Genomic DNA, 22,862 nt, shown 5'->3' on the forward strand with positions numbered 1-22,862 from the left:
CATTAATCATCAGGAGTTGATCAAAACAGGGGTTCGGCGTATTAAAGTTTGCTAACCTGTCGTACCAATTCAAACAGGTTGTATGACTAATCAGAAGGGAACCCATTGTGAAAACACTAAATCGTCGCGATTTTCCCGGTGCACAGTATCCAGAACGTATCATTCAGTTTGGTGAAGGTAACTTCCTGCGCGCCTTTGTTGACTGGCAAATCGATCTCCTGAATGAGCACACCGATCTGAATTCTGGTGTGGTCGTTGTTCGTCCGATTGAAACTTCATTCCCACCGTCACTGAGCACGCAGGATGGTCTGTATACCACCATTATCCGTGGCCTGAATGAGAAGGGGGAAGCGGTCAGCGACGCGCGTCTGATTCGCTCGGTTAATCGTGAAATCAGCGTCTACAGTGAATACGATGAATTCCTGAAACTGGCTCACAACCCGGAAATGCGCTTTGTTTTCTCTAATACCACCGAAGCGGGTATCAGCTACCATGCGGGCGATAAATTCGATGACGCGCCAGCGGTAAGTTATCCGGCAAAACTGACCCGTCTGCTGTTCGAACGTTTTAGCCATTTCAACGGTGCGCTGGATAAAGGTTGGATCATCATCCCGTGTGAGTTGATCGACTACAATGGCGACGCGTTGCGTGAACTGGTGCTGCGCTATGCGCAAGAGTGGGCACTGCCAGAAGCATTTATTCAATGGCTGGATCAGGCTAACAGCTTCTGTTCTACGCTGGTGGACCGTATCGTTACCGGTTATCCGCGCGATGAAGTGGCTAAACTGGAAGAAGAGCTGGGTTATCACGATGGTTTTCTCGACACCGCTGAACACTTTTACCTGTTTGTGATTCAGGGACCGAAATCCTTAGCGACTGAACTGCGTCTGGACAAATATCCGCTCAACGTGCTGATTGTTGACGATATTAAACCGTACAAAGAACGCAAAGTGGCAATCCTCAACGGTGCGCACACCGCGCTGGTGCCGGTGGCGTTCCAGGCAGGGCTGGATACCGTAGGTGAAGCGATGAACGATGCTGAAATTTGCGCATTCGTTGAAAAAGCTATCTACGAAGAAATTATTCCGGTACTGGATTTGCCTCGTGATGAACTGGAATCTTTCGCCAGTGCAGTCACCGGGCGTTTCCGTAACCCGTACATTAAGCATCAGCTGCTGTCTATCGCGCTCAACGGTATGACCAAGTTCCGCACCCGCATCCTGCCGCAGCTGCTGGCAGGGCAGAAGGCAAACGGCACACTTCCGGCGCGCCTTACTTTCGCATTAGCGGCATTGATTGCGTTCTATCGTGGTGAGCGTAACGGAGAAACATATCCGGTACAGGACGATGCACACTGGCTGGAACGTTATCAGCAACTCTGGAGCCAGCATCGTGACCGTGTTATCGGTACCCAGGAACTGGTAGCGATTGTGTTGGCAGAAAAAGACCACTGGGAGCAGGACCTGACGCAAGTGCCTGGTCTGGTCGAGCAGGTTGCTAATGACCTGGATGCGATTCTTGAAAAAGGGATGCGCGAAGCTGTACGTCCGTTGTGCTAATAACACCGTTACTTCTGAACCCGGTTTCGACCGGGTTTCTTATTTCACTATATTAGTTACAACATCCTATGTGCCTTTATCATTAACAGATGCCACATGCAGCGCCTGTTAATGTTGTAAGCTTATAGGTAATTTGTAAATAGCGTCTTGAGAATGTGATCGTAATCACGTTTAATAGGGCGACTTTTTCACGCCTGAAGATAACCATGATTGTTCGTCCACAACAACACTGGCTGCGCCGTATTTTTGTCTGGCACGGCTCAGTATTATCCAAGATATCATCGCGCTTACTACTCAATTTTCTCTTTTCTATCGCTGTTATTTTCATGCTGCCCTGGTACACGCATCTGGGCATCAAATTCACCCTCGCACCGTTCAGCATTCTCGGTGTCGCTATCGCCATTTTTCTTGGTTTTCGTAATAATGCCGGGTACGCCCGTTACGTTGAAGCGCGAAAACTTTGGGGGCAGTTGATGATTGCCTCACGGTCGTTACTGCGCGAGGTAAAAACGACATTGCCGGATTCGGCAAGTGTAAGGGAGTTTGCCCGGTTGCAAATCGCCTTCGCCCACTGTTTACGCATGACATTACGCAAACAGCCACAGGCGGAAGTGCTGGCTCATTATCTCAAGACTGAAGATCTTCAGCCTGTACTGGCTTCGAACTCTCCAGCTAACCGTATCTTGTTAATAATGGGGGAGTGGTTGGCGGTTCAGCGCCGCAATGGGCAGCTTTCAGATATCCTGTTTATTAGCCTCAACGATCGGCTTAATGATATTTCAGCGGTCCTGGCAGGATGCGAGCGCATTGCCTATACGCCAATTCCCTTTGCCTACACCCTGATTTTGCATCGTACCGTTTATCTGTTTTGTATCATGCTGCCGTTCGCGCTGGTCGTGGACCTGCATTACATGACGCCTTTTATCTCTGTGCTGATTTCCTACACTTTTATTTCGCTGGATTGTCTGGCGGAAGAACTGGAAGATCCGTTCGGTACTGAAAACAATGATTTACCACTGGATGCCATCTGCAACGCTATTGAAATTGACCTGTTACAGATGAACTATGAAGCCGAAATTCCAGCAAAAATTCTTCCCGATCGTCATTACCAGCTGACGTGATATTTACTCCATACGCCGGGCAACAATAAAAAGACGCGGAAATGCCAGCAGTATCTGTCCGTTCTCTTGCAGTGGATACTGCTCTTCCAGCATCTGATGGTAGCGCTTAAGAAAAAGCTGCTGTTCGCTCTCGGTCAGATCCTGTAACCACGGACGTAATCCAGTGGCAGTCACCCAATCGATAATCGCCTGGTGTGACGGCATCTGGTGATAGTAGGTGGTTCGCCAGATATCGACCTCACATCCGGCTTCGCTCAAAATATCGTAGTAAGCATGAACGCCAGCCAACGGCTCACGCCCGCGATCCGGGTAGTTTTGTTCCCAGGCAACTTCGCGCATGAGCACATGGGTCGGCTCCAGCCAGTTATCTGGCATCTGTACTGCCAGCACGCCCTGCGGATTAAGTAAAGAAACCAGATGAGGAAACAATTCGTAGTGGTCGGGCAGCCATTGCAGTGAGGCATTAGCAAAAATCAGATCGAGTGCCTGTTCCGGTTGCCAGTTGCGGATGTCTGCTTCCACGAACTGGCAGTCTGGCAAAGCACTGCGCGCTTCAGCAATCATCGCCGGAGACGAGTCGATGCCTGTTATCCTGGCAGCAGGCCAACGTTGGTTTAGAAGGGCGGTGCTGTTACCTGGGCCACAGCCAAGATCGGCAACGTATTCGATATTCTCCAGCGGTACTCTGGCAAGCAGCTCCACCGCCGGACGCGATCGTTCAGCGGCAAAGTGCAGATATAAAGAGGGGTTCCAGTCAGACATTTATTTACTCCCGTCAGCGCGTTACCCCAATTGTAGATAAAACTGATGAATTCGCCTCACGGCATCAACCCATTGAACAGACGTTTTTTACGCGGCCCGGTCATTAAAGATTCCAGTTTCGCGACACAGGTTTTGTAGTGGGGCGTGGTTTTATGGAATGCCACTGCGTCTTCATCTTTATAGGCTTCGTAGATATAAAAGCGCGAATTCACTTCTGGGTCCTGTAAGACATCGAAGCGCAAATTGCCTTCTTCCTGTACAGAGCCCAGGTGGTTCTGGCGAAAAACTTCGATAAACTCGTCAATCTTGTCTTCATGAACGTTAATTTCAACCAGTGTGACGTGCATAATTCTTCTCCTTAAATCCGCAGTTACTGTTTTTCACTCAGATAGAGTTCATATGCCCGATCAGCCGTTTCGTTATGGTGAACCACCGCCTGTACGGCTTTCATCATCGCCACCGGATGGTCAGACTGGAAAATATTACGCCCCATATCCACACCAGAAGCGCCCTGATCGATAGCCTGCCAGCACATTTCCAGCGCCTCGCGCTCCGGTAATTTTTTACCGCCAGCAATAACAATGGGTACCGGACATCCGGCAACAATCCGTTCAAAACCTTTTTCGACATAATAGGTTTTGATAATTTGCGCCCCCATTTCAGCGGCGATTCGAGTCGCGAGCGAGAAATAACGCTGATCGCGCACCATATCTTTGCCCACGCCAGTCACGGCCATGGTCGGCATTCCCACTTTCATTCCGGCATCAACCAGCTGAATAATATTTTTGATCGACTGATGTTCATATTCGCTGCCGATATAAACCTGCGCCGCCACCGCGCAACTGTTCAGGCGCACGGCATCATCCATCGATAACGCCACGGCTTCATTACTTAATTCCGCCAGAATAGAGTTCGCACCTGACGCCCGCAGTACCACCGGCTTATTGGTCGCTGGGGGAACTACGCTGCGCAAAATGCCGCGCGTACACATTAATACATCGGCATGTTCAAACAGCGGGGCGATATTTATATCAATGCGTTCAAGTCCGGTAGTCGGCCCCTGAAAATAACCATGGTCAAAGGCCAGCATCACGGTTTTACCCGTTTTCGGATTAAATATCCGCGATAAGCGTGACTGCATTCCCCAATCCAGCGCACCGCAACCTTTCAGGATAAAAGGGATATTTTGTTGCGGTTGATCGGTACGAAAATCTTTACCATCTTTAATATCGTCTAAATCTGCCATAACTTACTCCGGTTAAGTAATGCACATCAGAAATCGTATTTGCCGATATTCTCTTTGTTGAATATCACGCGCTCCGGTAACAGTACGATGCCATTACCATCCGCTTCGTAGTCATAGCCCTGAACGCTGTTTGGCGAGACTTCCACCTGACCTACGCCCTGGATATCCAGCTTGTCGCCCGTTTTCATTGATCCTTTTTTCAATAATGCATCCGCGACATACACTGAAATTTTGCCTTGCTGAACCACATCCCACAGGCCAAATTCTTTCACCGTGCCGCGTTCCACATATGGACGCATCACGTTTGGCGTACTGAATCCGACAATCGCAACTTTGTCATTTTTCAGGTTTTCTGCGGCTTGTGCGGCAGCGGGCAGGGCGTTGGCGTCGGGGGCGATAATGGCGTCGAGATCGCTATACGCTTTTAATATTCCTTCTGCGGTTTGTAATGATTTAGTGGCATCGTTATAGCCAAACTGCGTAGTGACAATTTCCCAGCCAGGATGCTCTTTGGCGATTTTCGCTTTCGCTTCTTTCACCCACTGGTTTTGGTCCGTAACGGTGGGGCTTGAGTAGAAAAACGCGACTTTGGCTTTGTCTTTATTCACCTGACGCGCCGCCATATCCACCAACATACCTCCCAACTGGGCGGGCGTTCCCTGATTAATGTAGTAAGAGCGGCACTCCGGTTTAGTATCAGAGTCCCAGGTCAGCACTCTCACACCACGTTGCATGGCGCGTTTCAGTGCCGGACACAAGCCATCAGGCGAAACCGCAGAAACGATAATGGCGTTATAACCTTGATTGACGAAGTTATTAATCAACTGTACCTGACCAGAAACACTGGGTTCTGTCGGCCCGTCGTAGGTCACATCAACGCTCAGCTCTTTACCCGCTTGTTGTGCGCCGTTGCCACCGCTGGTAAAAAATCCCACGCCAACCAGTTTGGGAATAAATGCAATACGCTCTGCGGCCTGCACATTCATAGAGATTGCGGCAATGCCAAGAGCGCTAAGTAAGGCGATTTTCTTAAAGCGATGAAGTGTCATGAAGATATCCTTTATGGCAATGGGTTATTGGCCCGACGCGCCAGCCACTCTTTAATTTGCTGGCGATGCAGGCTAACGGAACGACCTACGACAACGACGATAAGTAGCGCACCGGAAAGGGCGCTGGACACCTGATTTGGCACTCCTGCCATTTGCAAACCTTGTTGCAAATATCCCACTAATAAAACCGCAATGGCGGTGCCGATAATGGAACCGGAACCACCATAAATATTGGCACCGCCAAGCACCACGGCGGTGATGGCGGGCATCAGAAACGACGCACCGAGATCGGAACGTGCTGAACCAAAATACGACACCAGCAGCACAGCGGCGACCGCAGACGCCAGCCCCGTCATGGCATAGAGCGCACATAAGGTGCGGTTAACTGGAATCGCGCTATAAAGCGCCACGCGCGGGCTTTGCCCAATCAAAAACACATTACGTCCGGCATGGGTTTTATGCAGCCAGAGCCAGAAAACGAGGAGACATATCAGGAAGATAATCAGCGGAACGGGGAGTCCCAGCACATCCAGGTTAGCGAAATCTGTAAACGCCATCGGGAATCCACCAATACCTTCGTACCCCGTCGCTCCGGCCATCCCGGAAAGCAGTAGGGCGCTTCCGGCAAACAGATACAGCGTGCCAAGCGTAATCACCAGCGGGTTAACTTTGGTATAGATAATTAATCCGGCGTTGATCAGCCCGCACAATGCGCCGAGCAGTAAGGTCAGGAGAATCGCCAGCGGCATCGGCACACCACTTTGAAACAGTACGCCCAATGCAATGGCGCAGAGGCCGATGGTCGAACCAAACGAAATATCGATCCCGCCACTGACAATCACCATCGTCAGCGGTAGGGCGACAATGCCAATGCAGATAAAGTCACTGGTGCTGAACAGCAACATATTGAGATCTAACATTCGCGGGTTAATTGCACCAAATGCGACAATCTCAATAACGAGCAGTGCGGCAAGAGCCAGTTCCCAACCGTAGCGAATACGCATTATGCGGCCTCCCGTTTTTTACCTGACGAAGCGGGTTTAACGGATGGCGGTGGCGTCATAAAGCGGGCATATTTTTGCCGCCGTAGATTACGTTCCAGCGCACAACGCAGGCGTCCATCAAACACCAGCACCGCCAGCAGCACGAGGCCCGCGATAAAATCGTTCCACCATGCCGGAATGCGCAACAGCACCAGTACGCTATCGATCTGCGTCAGGAACCATGCGCCGAGTACCGCACCGATGATCGCACCGGAACCGCCGAGCAAACTAATGCCGCCCAGCACGCAGGCTGCAATTGCTTTCATCTCCAGCCCGGTACCGGTCTGGTTGGGGATAAAACCAATCTGCGAAGCAAACACAATTCCCGCCAGTGCCGCCATGCAGCCGTTCAACGAAAATGCCACAATGCGAATGGCTTCCGTACGAACACCCAGTTGACGAGCGCCCTGTAAATTATCGCCCGTGGCATAAAAACTGCGTCCAAACGCCGTCTTTGCCAGCAGCCAGGCCATAAATGCCACCAGAATTATCGTCAACCAACCAATCGCGGAAACGCCAAACAGCAGCGGTGCGGAGAGCTGTTTCAGTTCGGCGGGTAACCCTTCAATCCATTTACCGCCAGTCCACAGCAACATGATGCCTCTGTACAACCCTAACGTGCCAAGGGTGGCAACAATGGCAGGGATTTTTAGCCACGCGACCAGGACACCGTTGAAAAATCCCGCGAGCAAACCAAGCAGTAAAGTCGCGACACAAGCAACAGGTAGTGAATACCCCGCGTTCAGTAACATCCCCAACAGCACTGCGCACATTCCGGTAATCGAACCCACTGAAACATCAATATTGCGCGTAAGCATTACCAGCGTCGCGCCCATTGCCAGCAGGATCAGGATTTGCGCGCTGCTATAAACCATGGTCAGCGTTTGCACACTTAAATACTGGCGGTCGAGAAAACCGGGTAATGCAAACAGCAGCACCACCGCCAGCAGTGCCGTGATTTCACGGTTGTTCTGAATAAACTTCAGCATGACACCTCCTGACGCTGACTATCGCCGAAGGCAACGCGCATAATAGTCTCGACATTAATATCGCGCCCGGTCAGTGCAGAGTGGGCAATTTCGCCCTGATGCATCACATACACGCGATCTGCCATCAGTTCGATCTCTTCCAGATCGGAGGAGATAAGCAGCACTGCCACATTTTGTGCGGCGATGCTGCGCAACAGCTGGTAGATATCATTACGGGCCGAGACATCCACGCCGCGCGTCGGCTCATCGACAATCAATACTTGCGGCGAAGCTTCCAGGCATTTGGCAATGAGGATTTTTTGCTGGTTGCCACCGGATAATGTCCGTGCAGCTTGTTCCGGTTGGTTAAATTTAATATTCAGCGCCCGACGATAACGTTCCAGGGTGGCATTATCTTTCGCGGTTTTCGCCCAGAATCCACGAAGGTTATGAGTAAGGGCGCAGACGTTCCAGGCCAGCGAAGCATCGAGATTCAGTCCGGATGACTGGCGATCTTCCGGCAGATAAACCAGACCGCGCAGTAAACGTTCTCCAGTGGATAATTTATTGATCTCTTTACCATTCAGCATAATGCGTCCGCCACGCAAAGTACGCAGACCATAGAGCGTCTCGGCCAGTTCTGTGCGTCCGGCCCCCACCAGCCCAGCCAGGCCCAGAATTTCTCCGGCATTGAGCGTCAGGCTGACATTCCTGAAACCTTCGCCGGTCAGGTTTTCCAGTGTCAGCACCGGCGTTCCGGCAGCATGTTGTGGGCGGTTACCAGGTAACTCCAGCCATAATTTTTGGCTGGCAGAGAGCGATTTTTCCCGTACCGCTGGGGTGATGGCCTGAATAATGTCGTCGGTAGACAGTTCGCTGGTTTTGCCGCTTAAGGCGATGGTTCCGTCGCGCATCACGCTAATTCGATCGGCAATCTGGCGAATTTCCGGCAGCTTATGCGAGATAAAAACAATACCCACGCCAGTAGCAAGCAGCTCTTGCAAGCGAGTAAACAAGCGTTCGGTTTCCGCAGGGGTAAGCGAGGCGGTAGGTTCATCGAGGATCAGAATCCGCGAGTCGCGCATTAGCCCGCGGAGGATTTCCACCATTTGGCGATCGGCGACATCCAGCGATCCTGCCAGACTATGCAGATCAAACTGGCAGCCCAGCGCCGCCAGCAAGTTCTTCATTTTTTGCATGGAGAGCTGTTTTTTTGCCATCCCAAACAGGATGTTTTCTTTTATCGACAGGCTTGGGAAAAGCAGCGGTTCCTGGGGAACGAGATAAATGCCCAGCTGATGAGCATGAACTGGCGTTAATCTGGCGTAGTTGTTGCCCCCAATCTCCAGCGTACCGCTATCAGCAGGGGTAATACCGGCAATAATCTTCATTAACGTCGATTTACCGGCACCATTGCCGCCGAGCAGGGCGTGGACCTCCCCCTGATGCAACGTAAAATCGATGCCTTTCAGGACATTGACCCCTGAATACTGTTTATAAACCGAGCGGGCGCAAAGTAGCGGTAACGCGCGGGTATCACTCGTTTGCATATTTCCCCCGTTCAGTTTTGCAGGTGAGTTTTGAACAAATGTATTTCTGCTTTTAATTTGTTCATAACCTTAGGTGGACATTGCACATATTTCCGACGAATAGATCACAATTTATGCTATTTTGATTTTCACGGTTGCGTTTGTTCATGCTCGTAGAGTCAAACTGTGGCTGCCATCACAGATATAAATGCGCAAGAACTGAACAATTGCATTAAAGATTTAAATATGTTCAAAGTGAAGAATGAATTATGACAATCAACGATTCGGCAATTTCAGAACAGGGAATGTGTGAAGAAGAACAGGTCGCGCGGATCGCGTGGTTTTACTATCACGACGGGCTGACCCAGAGCGAGATCAGCGATCGTCTCGGCCTGACCCGTTTGAAAGTGTCGCGCTTGCTGGAGAAAGGGCATCAGTCCGGCATTATTCGCGTACAGATTAATTCTCGCTTTGAAGGCTGTCTGGAATATGAAACTCAATTACGTCGTCAGTTTTCGCTGCAACATGTCCGGGTGATCCCTGGGCTTGCGGATGCTGATGTCGGCGGGCGACTGGGGATAGGCGCGGCGCATATGTTGATGAGTTTACTTCAACCACAACAGATGCTGGCGATTGGTTTTGGCGAGGCAACCATGAATACGCTGCAACGCTTAAGTGGTTTTATTTCGTCACAGCAAATTCGCCTGGTCACGCTCTCCGGTGGCGTCGGTTCTTATATGACGGGTATCGGGCAGCTTAACGCGGCGTGCAGTGTGAATATTATTCCGGCTCCGTTGCGGGCATCCTCCGCTGACATTGCCCGTACGCTAAAAAATGAAAATTGCGTCAAAGATGTTCTGTTAGCCGCGCAAGCAGCCGATGTGGCGATTGTCGGCATTGGGGCCGTCAGTCAACAGGACGACGCGACGATCATTCGCTCCGGTTATATCAGCCAGGGCGAACAGTTAATGATTGGTCGAAAAGGGGCGGTTGGCGACATTTTAGGCTACTTTTTTGATGCAAAAGGTGACGTTGTCACGGATATTAAAATACATAACGAACTGATTGGCTTACCTTTAAGCTCGCTGAAGACCATACCCGTCCGGGTTGGCGTGGCAGGGGGAGAAAATAAAGCCGAAGCAATTGCCGCTGCAATGAAAGGCGGTTATATCAACGCACTGGTTACCGATCAGGACACAGCAGCGGCGATTTTACGTAGTTAAATTTGCATGACCTTATTACCGGGAATGATGGAGAACGTATAGAGGAACAGACAGAACGCATAAGCCGAGGATAATCTAATGGCTCGACTCTTTACCCCTTCAGAATCAAAGTATTACCTGATGGCGCTGGATGCAGGTACCGGAAGTATTCGGGCTGTGATATTCGACCTGGAAGGCAATCAAATAGCAGTGGGACAGGCGGAGTGGCGGCACCTGGCAGTACCGGACGTTCCTGGTTCTATGGAATTTGATCTCAACAAAAACTGGCAACTGGCGTGTGAGTGTATGCGCCAGGCGCTGCACAACGCCGGCATAGCCCCGGAGTATATCGCTGCCGTTTCGGCATGTTCGATGCGTGAAGGCATTGTTTTATATAATAATGAAGGAGCCCCGATCTGGGCCTGCGCCAATGTGGATGCCAGAGCGGCACGCGAAGTTAGCGAACTTAAAGAACTGCACAACAATACCTTTGAAAACGAAGTTTATCGCGCGACCGGACAAACACTGGCTTTAAGTGCCATCCCCAGATTACTTTGGCTGGCGCACCATCGTTCCGATATTTACCGTCAGGCATCAACCATCACCATGATCAGCGACTGGCTGGCCTATATGCTCAGCGGCGAACTGGCGGTGGATCCCTCTAACGCTGGCACCACGGGACTTCTTGATTTAACCACCCGTGACTGGAAACCTGCATTGCTGGATATGGCTGGCCTGCGTGCCGATATTCTTTCTCCTGTCAAAGAAACCGGCACATTGCTGGGCGTGGTAAGTTCACAAGCGGCGGAACTCTGCGGTCTGAAGGCGGGCACTCCGGTGGTCGTTGGAGGAGGCGACGTGCAGCTTGGTTGCCTTGGGTTAGGCGTTGTGCGTCCGGCACAAACCGCGGTTCTTGGCGGCACATTCTGGCAGCAAGTTGTAAATTTAGCCGCGCCGGTGACAGACCCAGAAATGAACGTGCGCGTTAATCCTCATGTTATTCCTGGCATGGTACAAGCTGAATCTATAAGCTTTTTTACCGGACTCACCATGCGCTGGTTCCGCGATGCTTTCTGTGCCGAAGAAAAACTGATTGCCGAACGTTTAGGCATCGACACCTATACGCTGCTGGAAGAGATGGCCAGTCGGGTGCCGCCTGGGTCGTGGGGCGTAATGCCGATCTTCTCCGACAGAATGCGCTTTAAAACCTGGTATCACGCTGCGCCTTCCTTTATTAACTTGTCCATTGACCCGGATAAATGTAACAAAGCGACATTGTTCCGTGCGCTGGAAGAAAATGCGGCGATTGTATCAGCGTGTAACTTGCAGCAAATTGCTGATTTCTCGAATATTCATCCCACCTCGCTGGTTTTTGCTGGCGGAGGTTCAAAAGGGAAATTATGGAGTCAAATTCTCGCTGATGTCTCGGGATTACCCGTCAATATTCCGGTAGTCAAAGAAGCCACCGCATTAGGATGTGCCATTGCAGCTGGCGTCGGTGCCGGAATTTTTTCATCAATGGCAGAAACCGGAGAACGCCTGGTTCGCTGGGAACGGACGCACACACCAGACCCGGAAAAGCATGAACTTTATCAGGATTCACGCGATAAGTGGCAGGCAGTTTATCAGGATCAGCTGGGGCTGGTTGATCATGGACTGACGACGTCGTTATGGAAAGCGCCTGGGTTATAGTTTCATTGACAGCCACATCATGATGACCGTGGCTGTTAGTTTTTGAGTATAGTTTTTCTTATTTCCCTTCTTTTAGAGCTGGCTTGTTAAATGCCAGCTTGCAGATTCATCGTTCCATCACCAGTACTATATTCAAGGGAAAATTGCTATTTTTCTTAAAGCATTAAGCATAACCCTTATTTTATAGCGAATATTCCTAAAGACATTAATGGATGCAAAAGGGGTTTAACAAACTTCGATTTTTAGCAATTAGTGCTATTCTTTGTTAAATATGATGATGATAATTTTCCTATTGAAAGAAACAGTTTTCTTATTAATCAACAATAACTCATAGTTCATTTTTAAATAAAATAAGAACTATGCATTTTTTAATCTATCAATTCGAAAGTATTAGCAAATTAGCCAAATTGACACCTTCCCACCTCCAACTAACACTTAATACAGACCTCTGACAATTTAATAAGTTTCATTTTTAATGTCTGACGACTCATCTCTTTCGTGGCTGTATTGTTTGTATATGGAGCGTTTATATGAATAGAATCTATCGCGTGATATGGAATTGCACTCTACAGGTATTTCAGGCCTGCTCGGAATTAACTCGCAGGGCAGGTAAAACATCGACGGTTAATTTGCATAAATCCTCTGGACTGACAACGAAATTCAGTAGATTGACGCTGGGTGTTTTGCTGGCACTAAGCGGTTCAGCGTCTGGTGCAAGTCTGGAAGTTGATAATGATCAGATTACCAATATTGATACTGATGTTGCTTATGATGCCTACCTGGTTGGCTGGTATGGCACTGGAGTGCTTAATATTTTGGCTGGCGGTAATGCCTCCTTAACCACTATTACTACCAGCGTCATTGGCGCTAATGAGGACTCAGAGGGCACCGTTAATGTTTTGGGTGGCACCTGGCGATTGTATGATAGCGGAAATAATGCAAGGCCTTTAAATGTGGGTCAATCCGGAACGGGGACGCTGAATATTAAACAGAAGGGTCACGTCGATGGAGGCTATTTAAGATTAGGTTCTTCGACAGGAGGCGTCGGGACGGTCAATGTTGAGGGAGAGGACTCTGTTCTGACGACCGAATTATTCGAAATAGGGAGTTACGGTACGGGCTCATTAAATATTACGGATAAGGGTTACGTCACGAGTTCAATCGTCGCCATTTTAGGCTATCAGGCGGGCAGTAATGGCCAGGTTGTCGTTGAAAAGGGTGGCGAGTGGCTAATAAAAAATAACGATTCCTCAATTGAATTTCAAATTGGTAATCAAGGAACTGGGGAGGCGACTATTCGCGAGGGTGGACTGATTACGGCTGAAAATACGATTATCGGTGGCAATGCCACCGGTGTCGGAACCCTGAATGTGCAGGATCAAGACTCTGTCATCACGGTACGCAGACTCTATAATGGATATTTCGGTAATGGCACACTCAATATTTCCAATAATGGACTAATTAATAACAAAGAATATTCATTAGTGGGCGTTCAGGACGGTTCCCACGGTGTCGTCAACGTGACCGATAAAGGGCATTGGAATTTCCTCGGAACGGGTGAAGCTTTCCGCTATATCTATATCGGTGATGCTGGCGACGGTGAACTTAATGTCTCGCGTGAAGGTAAAGTAGATTCGGGAATTATCACTGCGGGGATGAAAGAAACAGGCACAGGCAACATTACTGTTAAGGATAAGAACTCCGTTATCACTAATCTCGGAACTAATCTTGGTTATGACGGCCACGGCGAAATGAATATCAGTAATGAAGGGCTTGTTGTCAGCAACGGAGGAAGCTCACTCGGTTATGGAGAAACCGGCGTCGGGAATGTCAGCATCACCACGGGGGGGATGTGGGAGGTCAATAAGAATGTCTATACCACCATTGGTGTTGCGGGCGTCGGAAACCTCAATATTAGCGATGGCGGTAAGTTCGTATCGCAAAATATTACTTTTTTGGGCGATAAAGCAAGCGGTATCGGCACACTGAACCTGATGGATGCGACATCATCGTTCGATACTGTGGGTATCAATGTCGGTAATTTTGGTAGCGGTATCGTAAATGTCAGTAATGGTGCCACCCTTAATTCAACGGGCTATGGATTTATCGGAGGAAATGCCTCCGGTAAGGAGATAGTTAATATTTCAACGGACAGTCTCTGGAATTTAAAGACATCATCTACTAACGCACAATTGCTACAGGTCGGTGTATTAGGCAAGGGTGAACTGAATATTACCACCGGAGGTATAGTTAAAGCGCGTGATACACAGATAGCTCTCAATGACAAAAGTAAGGGCGACGTGAGGGTGGATGGGCAGAACTCTCTTCTTGAAACATTCAATATGTACGTAGGGACATCTGGTACGGGTACGTTAACCCTGACGAATAGCGGCACGCTGAATGTCGAAGGTGGAGAAGTTTACTTAGGTGTTTTTGAACCTGCTGTAGGAACGCTAAACATTGGTGCAGCTCACGGTGAGGCGGCGGCAGATGCCGGGTATATAACCAACGCGACGAAAGTAGAGTTTGGTTCTGGCGAAGGTGTTTTTGTCTTTAATCATACTAATAACAGTGATGCCGGCTACCAGGTCGATATGCTGATTACAGGTGACGATAAAGACGGAAAAGTGATCCATGATGCAGGCCATACGGTGTTCAATGCAGGGAATACTTATAGCGGTAAAACGCTGGTCAATGACGGCCTCCTGACCATTGCGTCTCATACGGCAGATGGGGTAACGGGCATGGGTTCGAGTGAAGTCACCATTGCAAGCCCCGGTACGCTCGACATTCTCGCATCAACGAACAGTGCAGGAGATTACACGCTGACCAATGCGCTCAAAGGCGATGGCTTGATGCGAGTGCAGCTGTCATCCTACGACAAGATGTTTGGCTTTACCCATGCAACAGGGACTGAATTCGCCGGTGTTGCCCAACTGAAAGACAGTACCTTCACTCTGGAACGCGACAACACCGCTGCGCTTACTCACGCGATGTTGCAGTCTGACAGTGAAAATACCACATCGGTAAAAGTGGGAGAGCAATCCATTGGTGGACTGGCCATGAATGGCGGTACGCTCATTTTCGATACGGATATTCCTGCTGCGACGCTTGCAGAGGGATATATCAGCGTCGATACGCTGGTTGTCGGCGCGGGTGACTACACCTGGAAAGGCCGTAACTATCAGGTAAACGGGACGGGCGACGTGCTTATCGACGTGCCTAAACCGTGGAATGATCCCATGGCGAATAACCCTCTGACGACGCTCAATTTGCTGGAACACGACGATAGCCATGTCGGCGTTCAACTGGTGAAGGCGCAAACGGTTATTGGGTCGGGTGGCTCATTAACGTTACGTGATTTACAGGGCGACGAGGTGGAAGCGGACAAAACGTTACACATTGCGCAAAACGGAACGGTGGTCGCCGAGGGTGATTATGGATTCCGCCTCACGACCGCACCAGGTGATGGTTTGTACGTTAACTATGGGCTGAAAGCGCTGAACATCCATGGTGGGCAAAAGCTGACGTTAGCCGAACATGGCGGAGCCTATGGCGCAACGGCCGATATGTCGGCAAAAATCGGTGGTGAAGGGGATCTGGCAATCAATACGGTGCGACAGGTTTCGCTTTCCAACGGTCAGAACGACTATCAGGGGGCAACCTACGTTCAGATGGGGACATTACGTACCGATGCGGATGGTGCACTTGGCAACACCCGGGAACTGAACATCAGCAACGCGGCCATCGTCGATCTTAATGGATCGACGCAGACGGTAGAGACATTCACCGGGCAGATGGGTTCGACTGTTTTGTTCAAAGAGGGGGCGCTGACGGTAAATAAAGGTGGGATCAGTCAGGGTGAACTGACAGGTGGCGGAAACCTGAATGTTACAGGGGGAACGCTGGCTATCGAGGGGCTTAATGCACGCTACAATGCGTTAACCAGCATTAGCCCAAATGCGGAAGTCAGCCTCGATAATACTCAGGGGTTAGGCAGAGGAAATATTGCCAATGACGGTCTGTTAACGCTAAAAAACGTGACTGGCGAACTGCGTAATAGCATAAGCGGGAAGGGTATCGTGAGCGCAACCGCCAGGACAGATGTAGAGCTGGATGGCGATAATAGCCGCTTTGTGGGGCAATTCAACATTGATACAGGCAGCGCGCTCAGCGTCAACGAGCAGAAAAACCTGGGTGATGCTTCCGTTATCAATAATGGCCTGCTCACCATCTCCACTGAGCGTAGCTGGGCGATGACGCACAGTATCAGCGGTAGCGGTGATGTGACAAAACTGGGTACCGGGATCCTGACTCTTAACAACGATTCCGCGGCGTATCAGGGTACGACGGATATCGTGGGGGGGGAAATTGCTTTCGGTTCCGACTCTGCCATTAATATGGCAAGTCAACACATTAATATCCATAACAGCGGTGTGATGTCGGGAAATGTCACCACTGCAGGTGATGTGAACGTTATGCCTGGGGGGACACTGCGTGTCGCTAAAACCACAATCGGCGGCAACCTGGAGAATGGCGGCACGGTTCAAATGAATAGCGAAGGGGGGAAACCGGGGAATGTACTGACCGTTAACGGCAACTATACCGGAAACAATGGCCTGATGACGTTCAACGCGACGCTGGGCGGCGATAATTCGCCCACCGATAAAATGAACGTGAAAGGCGATACCCAAGGGAACACTCGCGTTCGGGTTGATAACATTGGCGGCGTCGGTGCACAAACGGTCAACGGTATTGAACTCATTGAGGTTGGCGGTAATTCTGCAGGTAACTTCGCGCTGACCACCGGAACTGTCGAAGCTGGGGCTTACGTCTACACGCTGGCTAAAGGGAAGGGGAATGACGAGAAAAACTGGTATCTGACCAGTAAATGGGACGGCGTAACGCCACCGGATACGCCCGACCCCATCAATAATCCCCCTGTTGTGGATCCGGAAGGCCCATCAGTTTATCGCCCGGAGGCCGGAAGCTATATCAGCAACATTGCCGCAGCCAACTCGCTGTTTAGCCATCGTTTACACGACCGTCTGGGTGAGCCGCAGTATATAGATTCACTGCATTCTCAGGGGTCGGCAAGCAGTATGTGGATGCGTCATGTCGGAGGGCACGAACGTTCAAGGGCCGGTGACGGTCAGCTAAATACTCAGGCTAACCGCTATGTATTGCAGCTAGGCGGCGATTTGGCGCAGTGGAGTAGCAACGCGCAGGATCGCTGGCATCTTGGCGTGATGGCAGGTTACGCTAATCAGCACAGTAATACTCAGAGTAATCGTGTGGGTTATAAATCGGATGGGCGCATCAGCGGTTACAGCGCTGGGCTGTACGCGACCTGGTATCAGAACGATGCGAATAAGACCGGCGCTTATGTTGACAGCTGGGCGCTGTATAACTGGTTTGATAACAGCGTCAGTTCCGATAACCGTTCTGCTGACGACTATGATTCTCGCGGTGTGACGGCCTCTGTTGAGGGTGGGTATACCTTTGAAGCGGGAACATTTAGCGGCAGCGAAGAGACGCTGAATACCTGGTACGTCCAGCCACAGGCGCAAATCACCTGGATGGGTGTGAAAGATTCCGACCATACCCGGAAAGACGGAACGCGCATTGAAACGGAAGGCGACGGAAATGTGCAAACGCGACTTGGGGTGAAAACCTACCTGAACAGCCATCACCAGCGTGACGATGGTAAACAGCGTGAGTTCCAGCCTTACATTGAAGCGAATTGGATCAACAACAGCAAAGTCTACGCCGTGAAGATGAATGGTCAAACCGTAGGCCGTGAAGGTGCGCGTAATCTCGGTGAAGTACGTACCGGGGTTGAGGCGAAAGTAAATAACAACCTTAGCCTGTGGGGGAATGTCGGTGTGCAACTAGGTGATAAAGGCTATAGCGATACTCAGGGCATGCTGGGAGTGAAATATAGCTGGTAAACCGTATAAGCCGCATGTCGAGATGGCATGCGGCTTAATATTGCCGACTTCAAAGGCTTTAAAGCCTCCCTTTTATCCGCGATCGCGGATATCGCAGCGTTTATCCCGTACAGCGGATAAGATGTGTTTCCAGATTGACTTTATCCTCACTAAAGGATAAAACTGATAATATCCCCTTAAGCGGATAAATTTGCTGTGGACGTATGACATGATGAGCTTTCAGAAGATCTATAGCCCAACGCAATTGGCGAATGCAATGAAACTGGTTCGCCAGCAAAATGGCTGGACGCAGAGCGAGCTGGCGAAAAAAATTGGCATTAAGCAGGCGACAATTTCCAATTTCGAAAACAACCCTGACAATACCACGCTCACGACATTTTTTAAGATTTTACAGTCGCTTGAACTCTCAATGACACTATGCGACACGAAAAATGCCTCGCCAGAATCAACAGAACAGCAAGATCTGGAGTGGTAATGCCTAAACTTGTCACTTGGATGAACAACCAGCGGGTAGGCGAGTTAACGAAGTTAGCCAACGGCGCGCACACCTTTAAGTATGCACCGGAGTGGTTAGCCAGCCGTTATGCCAGACCGTTGTCACTTTCGCTGCCATTGCAGAGGGGGAATATCACCTCAGATGCCGTATTTAACTTCTTCGATAACCTGTTACCCGATAGCCCGATTGTACGTGACCGGATCGTTAAACGTTATCATGCTAAATCCAGACAACCGTTTGATTTATTGTCAGAAATAGGGCGAGACAGCGTTGGTGCCGTAACGTTATTACCCGAAAATGAAACCATAACGCGCCCGATAATGGCATGGGAAAAGCTTACTGAAGCCAGGCTTGAAGAAGTATTAACGGCTTATAAAGCAGATATCCCTCTGGGCATGATTAGAGAAGAAAATGACTTTCGCATCTCGGTTGCTGGCGCGCAGGAGAAGACAGCGCTGCTTAGAATAGGCAATGACTGGTGCATTCCGAAAGGAATAACGCCGACGACGCACATCATTAAATTACCGATTGGCGAAATCAGGCAGCCCAATGCGACGCTCGATCTCAGCCAAAGCGTTGATAATGAGTATTACTGTCTGCTGCTGGCGAAAGAACTTGGGTTGAATGTTCCGGACGCAGAAATCATTAAAGCGGGAAGGGTGCGCGCGTTAGCGGTCGAACGTTTTGACAGGCGTTGGAATACTGAGCGAACGGTTTTACTTCGCTTGCCACAGGAGGATATGTGTCAGACATTCGGTTTACCTTCATCTGTGAAATATGAATCAGATGGAGGCCCAGGCATCGCGCGGATCATGGCGTTTTTGATGGGGTCCAGCGAGGCGCTTCGCGATCGTTATGATTTTATGAAATTCCAGGTCTTCCAGTGGTTGATTGGCGCAACGGATGGCCATGCAAAAAACTTCTCCGTATTTATTCAGGCTGGCGGCAGTTATCGACTCACGCCATTTTACGACATCATTTCAGCATTTCCGGTCCTTGGCGGTACGGGAATACACATCAGCGATCTCAAACTGGCAATGGGGCTTAACGCATCCAAAGGCAAAAAAACGGCAATCGATAAAATTTATCCGCGACATTTTTTGGCGACAGCAAAGGTGCTGAGATTCCCGGAAGTGCAGATGCATGAAATCCTAAGTGACTTTGCCAGAATGATTCCGGCAGCACTGGATAACGTGAAGACTTCATTACCGACAGATTTTCCGGAGAACGTGGTGACGGCAGTTGAAACCAATGTGTTGAGGTTGCATGGACGGTTAAGCCGAGAATACGGTAGTAAGTGAGATATGGGGTTTGGTCGTTGTTAATGAGCACGACAATCATGACCGCCAACGACTGGATTCTTCCTTGGTTTATACTGGTGCGCATAATGTATATTATGTTAAATCATGTCTGAGTGATGCGAAGTGCTTTTCTGGTAGTCGTTATTCGTTCAGGGTTCAAGAACTTAAGCCTCTCCTCTTTCATAATTGGCCTGTGCATGGAGAAATAGCCTGGTTATTCCCTGCCCCATGCTAAGAGCGCAGTGTCTGTCGCATAGACACTGCATACGAAAACACCAGAGGGTGCTGTTACTTATTTAAGGACGGATCAAGCGGGAATGAGTCCACTCCGGTATCAGAAATGGCTACGTCTCAATGAAGTCAGGCGACCGATGCTGAATGAACATTACGATGTCACCACAGCAGCCTATGCTGTCGGTTACGAAAGCTATCCCATTTCAGTCGGGAATATTCGCGGATGTTTGGAGAGTCACCCAAGAGAGATATTACCAGGTTAAGAAAGTCTGTCGGTCAGCTTTAATAAACCCTGCACTTATCTGTTTAGAGCAATTCGGTGTTAGTTTCAGCAAGCAAACATTAACCATAGCTAATGATTTATAGCCATATTAACCATTGGTAGCCCTTGACCTTTCCTGACACTTCCCTTGTTCGCAATAATATTCTGTTTAGTCACGGTTTATAAATAACATGCATAATGAAATCGTCATGTTATTTAGCGACATAAAATGTGTTTGATGTTGGTCAGCAACATTTGTCACTCTCCGTTCCGCAAATTTATGTTGGCAGAATGGCTCGCGGCTATGTTTCTCCTGATCTGTGGGAAGAAGGAATAAATGCTGGGCTTCTAAACTATAGTTTTAATGGTAATTCTATTAATAATCGTAGTAACCATAATGCAGGAAAATCAAACTATGCATATTTGAATTTACAGAGTGGCATCAACATTGGTAGTTGGCGACTACGCGATAACTCAACGTGGAGTTATAACAGTGGGAGTAGCAATTCATCTGACAGCAATAAATGGCAGCATATCAATACGTCGGCTGAACGTGACATTATTCCCTTACGCTCACGGTTAACGGTAGGTGATAGTTATACCGATGGCGATATTTTTGATAGTGTGAACTTTCGTGGCCTCAAAATAAATTCAACAGAAGCGATGTTGCCCGATAGCCAACATGGTTTCGCTCCGGTGATTCATGGTATTGCCCGTGGCACCGCACAAGTGAGTGTAAAACAGAACGGATACGATGTTTATCAGACTACTGTTCCACCCGGCCCTTTTACTATTGATGATATCAACTCTGCCGCCAATGGTGGTGATCTGCAAGTAACCATAAAAGAGGCAGACGGCAGTATTCAGACATTATATGTTCCTTATTCGTCTGTTCCGGTTCTCCAACGTGCTGGATATACGCGTTATGCGCTTGCCATGGGGGAATATCGTAGTGGAAATAACCTGCAAAGCTCCCCCAAGTTCATACAAGGTAGCTTGATGCATGGACTGGAAGGAAACTGGACACCTTATGGCGGAATGCAAATTGCAGAAGATTATCAGGCCTTCAACCTTGGTATTGGTAAAGATTTAGGACTTTTTGGTGCCTTTTCTTTCGATATCACGCAGGCCAATACGACACTTGCAGATGGCACCCGTCACAGCGGGCAATCGGTTAAATCCGTCTACAGCAAATCCTTCTACCAGACAGGAACCAATATCCAGGTCGCAGGATATCGCTATTCTACGCAAGGTTTTTATAACTTATCCGACAGTGCCTACAGTCGAATGAGTGGTTACACCGTTAAGCCTCCTACCAGAGACAGCAATGAGCAGACACAATTTATTGATTATTTTAATCTGTTCTACAGTAAGCGGGGTCAGGAACAAATAAGCATCTCTCAGCAGCTTGGAAATTACGGTACGACATTTTTCAGTGCCAGTCGCCAAAGTTACTGGAACACGTCACGCAGCGACCAGCAAATATCATTTGGATTAAATGTGCCGTTTGGTGATATAACGACTTCGCTGAATTACAGCTATTCCAATAATATATGGCAAAACGATCGGGATCATTTACTCGCTTTTACGCTTAATGTTCCCTTCAGTCATTGGATGCGTACAGACAGTCAGTCGGCATTTCGTAATTCAAACGCCAGTTACAGTATGTCAAACGATTTGAAAGGCGGCATGACCAATCTATCGGGGGTTTATGGCACTCTGCTGCCGGATAATAACCTGAATTATAGCGTTCAGGTCGGTAACACCCACGGAGGTAATACATCGTCTGGCACCAGTGGTTACAGTTCTCTTAATTATCGTGGAGCTTATGGTAATACTAATGTCGGTTACAGTCGGAATGGTGACAGCAGCCAGATTTATTACGGAATGAGTGGTGGGATTATTGCTCATGCTGATGGCATCACCTTTGGACAGCCGCTGGGCGACACAATGGTTCTGGTTAAGGCTCCTGGTGCTGATAATGTCAAAATAGAGAACCAGACCGGAATTCATACCGACTGGCGTGGCTATGCCATATTACCATTTGCGACAGAATATAGAGAAAACCGTGTTGCTCTTAACGCGAATTCCCTTGCAGATAATGTTGAACTGAATGAAACCGTGGTCACTGTCATCCCAACTCACGGTGCTATTGCCAGAGCAACATTTAATGCACAAATCGGCGGGAAAGTATTAATGACGTTGAAGTACGGTAATAAGAGCGTTCCATTCGGTGCAATTGTCACACACGGAGAGAATAAAAATGGCAGCATTGTCGCGGAAAATGGTCAGGTTTATCTGACTGGACTTCCACAGTCAGGGCAATTACAGGTTTCATGGGGCAAAGATAAAAACTCAAACTGTATTGTCGAGTACAAGCTTCCTGAAGTTTCTCCTGGTACCTTACTGAACCAGCAGACAGCAATCTGTCGCTAAGGAACAATAGA

At 49.1% G+C, this 22,862-nt stretch carries 14 protein-coding genes and 2 pseudogenes; 9 read left to right on the forward strand and 7 right to left on the reverse strand.

Annotated elements, in window-relative coordinates; translation table 11 throughout:
• The first annotated feature begins 107 nt into the window (after nucleotides 1–107).
• Together uxaB and HGD79_RS03670 are read left to right on the forward strand one after the other, a co-directional pair.
• Nucleotides 108–1,559 (forward strand): tagaturonate reductase, encoded by a 1,452-nt coding sequence (gene uxaB, locus HGD79_RS03665; RefSeq protein ID WP_000854633.1) that lies wholly within the window; start codon nucleotides 108–110, stop codon nucleotides 1,557–1,559.
• 206 nt (nucleotides 1,560–1,765) lie between these two features.
• Entirely contained in the window at nucleotides 1,766–2,680 is a 915-nt protein-coding gene (locus HGD79_RS03670) for a bestrophin family protein (RefSeq protein WP_168848302.1), read from the forward strand.
• A gap of 3 nt (nucleotides 2,681–2,683) precedes the next feature.
• On the opposite strand, the gene tam is transcribed toward HGD79_RS03670, so the two are convergent.
• Genes tam through lsrA form a run of 7 tightly spaced genes read right to left on the reverse strand, consistent with a single transcriptional unit; the run spans nucleotide 2,684 to nucleotide 9,298 of the window.
• Nucleotides 2,684–3,442, reverse strand: a complete 759-nt coding sequence (gene tam, locus HGD79_RS03675) for a trans-aconitate 2-methyltransferase (protein ID WP_001286554.1) — start codon at nucleotides 3,440–3,442, stop codon at nucleotides 2,684–2,686.
• Between the two features lie 56 nt (nucleotides 3,443–3,498).
• Nucleotides 3,499–3,789 (reverse strand): (4S)-4-hydroxy-5-phosphonooxypentane-2,3-dione isomerase, encoded by a 291-nt coding sequence (gene lsrG / locus HGD79_RS03680; protein WP_000558520.1) that lies wholly within the window; start codon nucleotides 3,787–3,789, stop codon nucleotides 3,499–3,501.
• A 23-nt stretch (nucleotides 3,790–3,812) separates the two neighbouring features.
• Entirely contained in the window at nucleotides 3,813–4,688 is an 876-nt protein-coding gene (lsrF, locus tag HGD79_RS03685) for a 3-hydroxy-5-phosphonooxypentane-2,4-dione thiolase (RefSeq protein WP_000774169.1), read from the reverse strand.
• Between the two features lie 26 nt (nucleotides 4,689–4,714).
• Nucleotides 4,715–5,737: an autoinducer 2 ABC transporter substrate-binding protein LsrB gene (gene lsrB, locus HGD79_RS03690; RefSeq protein WP_000172479.1), complete on the reverse strand. Its 1,023-nt coding sequence runs from the start codon at nucleotides 5,735–5,737 to the stop codon at nucleotides 4,715–4,717.
• An 11-nt stretch (nucleotides 5,738–5,748) separates the two neighbouring features.
• Entirely contained in the window at nucleotides 5,749–6,741 is a 993-nt protein-coding gene (gene lsrD / locus HGD79_RS03695) for an autoinducer 2 ABC transporter permease LsrD (RefSeq protein WP_001222721.1), read from the reverse strand.
• The gene (gene lsrC, locus HGD79_RS03700; RefSeq protein ID WP_000911143.1) at nucleotides 6,741–7,769 is read right to left on the reverse strand and encodes an autoinducer 2 ABC transporter permease LsrC; all 1,029 of its coding nucleotides are present in this window, start codon (nucleotides 7,767–7,769) and stop codon (nucleotides 6,741–6,743) included. Before lsrC ends, lsrD begins: the two co-directional genes overlap by 1 nt.
• Nucleotides 7,763–9,298: an autoinducer 2 ABC transporter ATP-binding protein LsrA gene (gene lsrA, locus HGD79_RS03705; RefSeq protein WP_001194887.1), complete on the reverse strand. Its 1,536-nt coding sequence runs from the start codon at nucleotides 9,296–9,298 to the stop codon at nucleotides 7,763–7,765. The genes lsrC and lsrA overlap by 7 nt, the downstream gene beginning before the upstream one ends.
• Before the next feature lie 248 nt (nucleotides 9,299–9,546).
• Between lsrA and lsrR the strand changes: the two genes are divergently transcribed.
• The 7 genes and pseudogenes from lsrR to HGD79_RS03740 form a co-directional block, all read left to right on the forward strand.
• Nucleotides 9,547–10,500 (forward strand): transcriptional regulator LsrR, encoded by a 954-nt coding sequence (lsrR, locus tag HGD79_RS03710; protein ID WP_000154340.1) that lies wholly within the window; start codon nucleotides 9,547–9,549, stop codon nucleotides 10,498–10,500.
• A 78-nt stretch (nucleotides 10,501–10,578) separates the two neighbouring features.
• Nucleotides 10,579–12,171 carry an autoinducer-2 kinase gene (gene lsrK / locus HGD79_RS03715; protein ID WP_000113129.1) on the forward strand — a complete coding sequence of 531 codons (1,593 nt, stop codon included), beginning with the start codon at nucleotides 10,579–10,581 and terminating at the stop codon, nucleotides 12,169–12,171.
• Between the two features lie 530 nt (nucleotides 12,172–12,701).
• Nucleotides 12,702–18,122, forward strand: coding sequence for an ECSE_1600 family autotransporter (locus HGD79_RS03720; RefSeq protein WP_168848303.1), 5,421 nt, complete (start codon nucleotides 12,702–12,704; stop codon nucleotides 18,120–18,122).
• A gap of 208 nt (nucleotides 18,123–18,330) precedes the next feature.
• The gene (hipB, locus tag HGD79_RS03725) at nucleotides 18,331–18,597 is read left to right on the forward strand and encodes a type II toxin-antitoxin system antitoxin HipB (RefSeq protein ID WP_001296726.1); all 267 of its coding nucleotides are present in this window, start codon (nucleotides 18,331–18,333) and stop codon (nucleotides 18,595–18,597) included.
• Complete coding sequence (gene hipA / locus HGD79_RS03730; protein WP_001125463.1) at nucleotides 18,597–19,919, forward strand: type II toxin-antitoxin system serine/threonine protein kinase toxin HipA; 1,323 nt, start codon at nucleotides 18,597–18,599, stop codon at nucleotides 19,917–19,919. Before hipB ends, hipA begins: the two co-directional genes overlap by 1 nt.
• A 311-nt stretch (nucleotides 19,920–20,230) precedes the next feature.
• A pseudogene (locus HGD79_RS03735) lies at nucleotides 20,231–20,439 on the forward strand (AraC family transcriptional regulator); the annotation flags it as partial.
• 210 nt (nucleotides 20,440–20,649) lie between these two features.
• Nucleotides 20,650–22,851: pseudogene (locus HGD79_RS03740) on the forward strand (fimbria/pilus outer membrane usher protein); the annotation flags it as partial.
• Nucleotides 22,852–22,862: the final 11 nt, after the last annotated feature.

Origin of the sequence: Escherichia sp. SCLE84 (assembly GCF_012584495.1) — a bacterium.
Taxonomy (GTDB): domain Bacteria; phylum Pseudomonadota; class Gammaproteobacteria; order Enterobacterales; family Enterobacteriaceae; genus ECMA0423.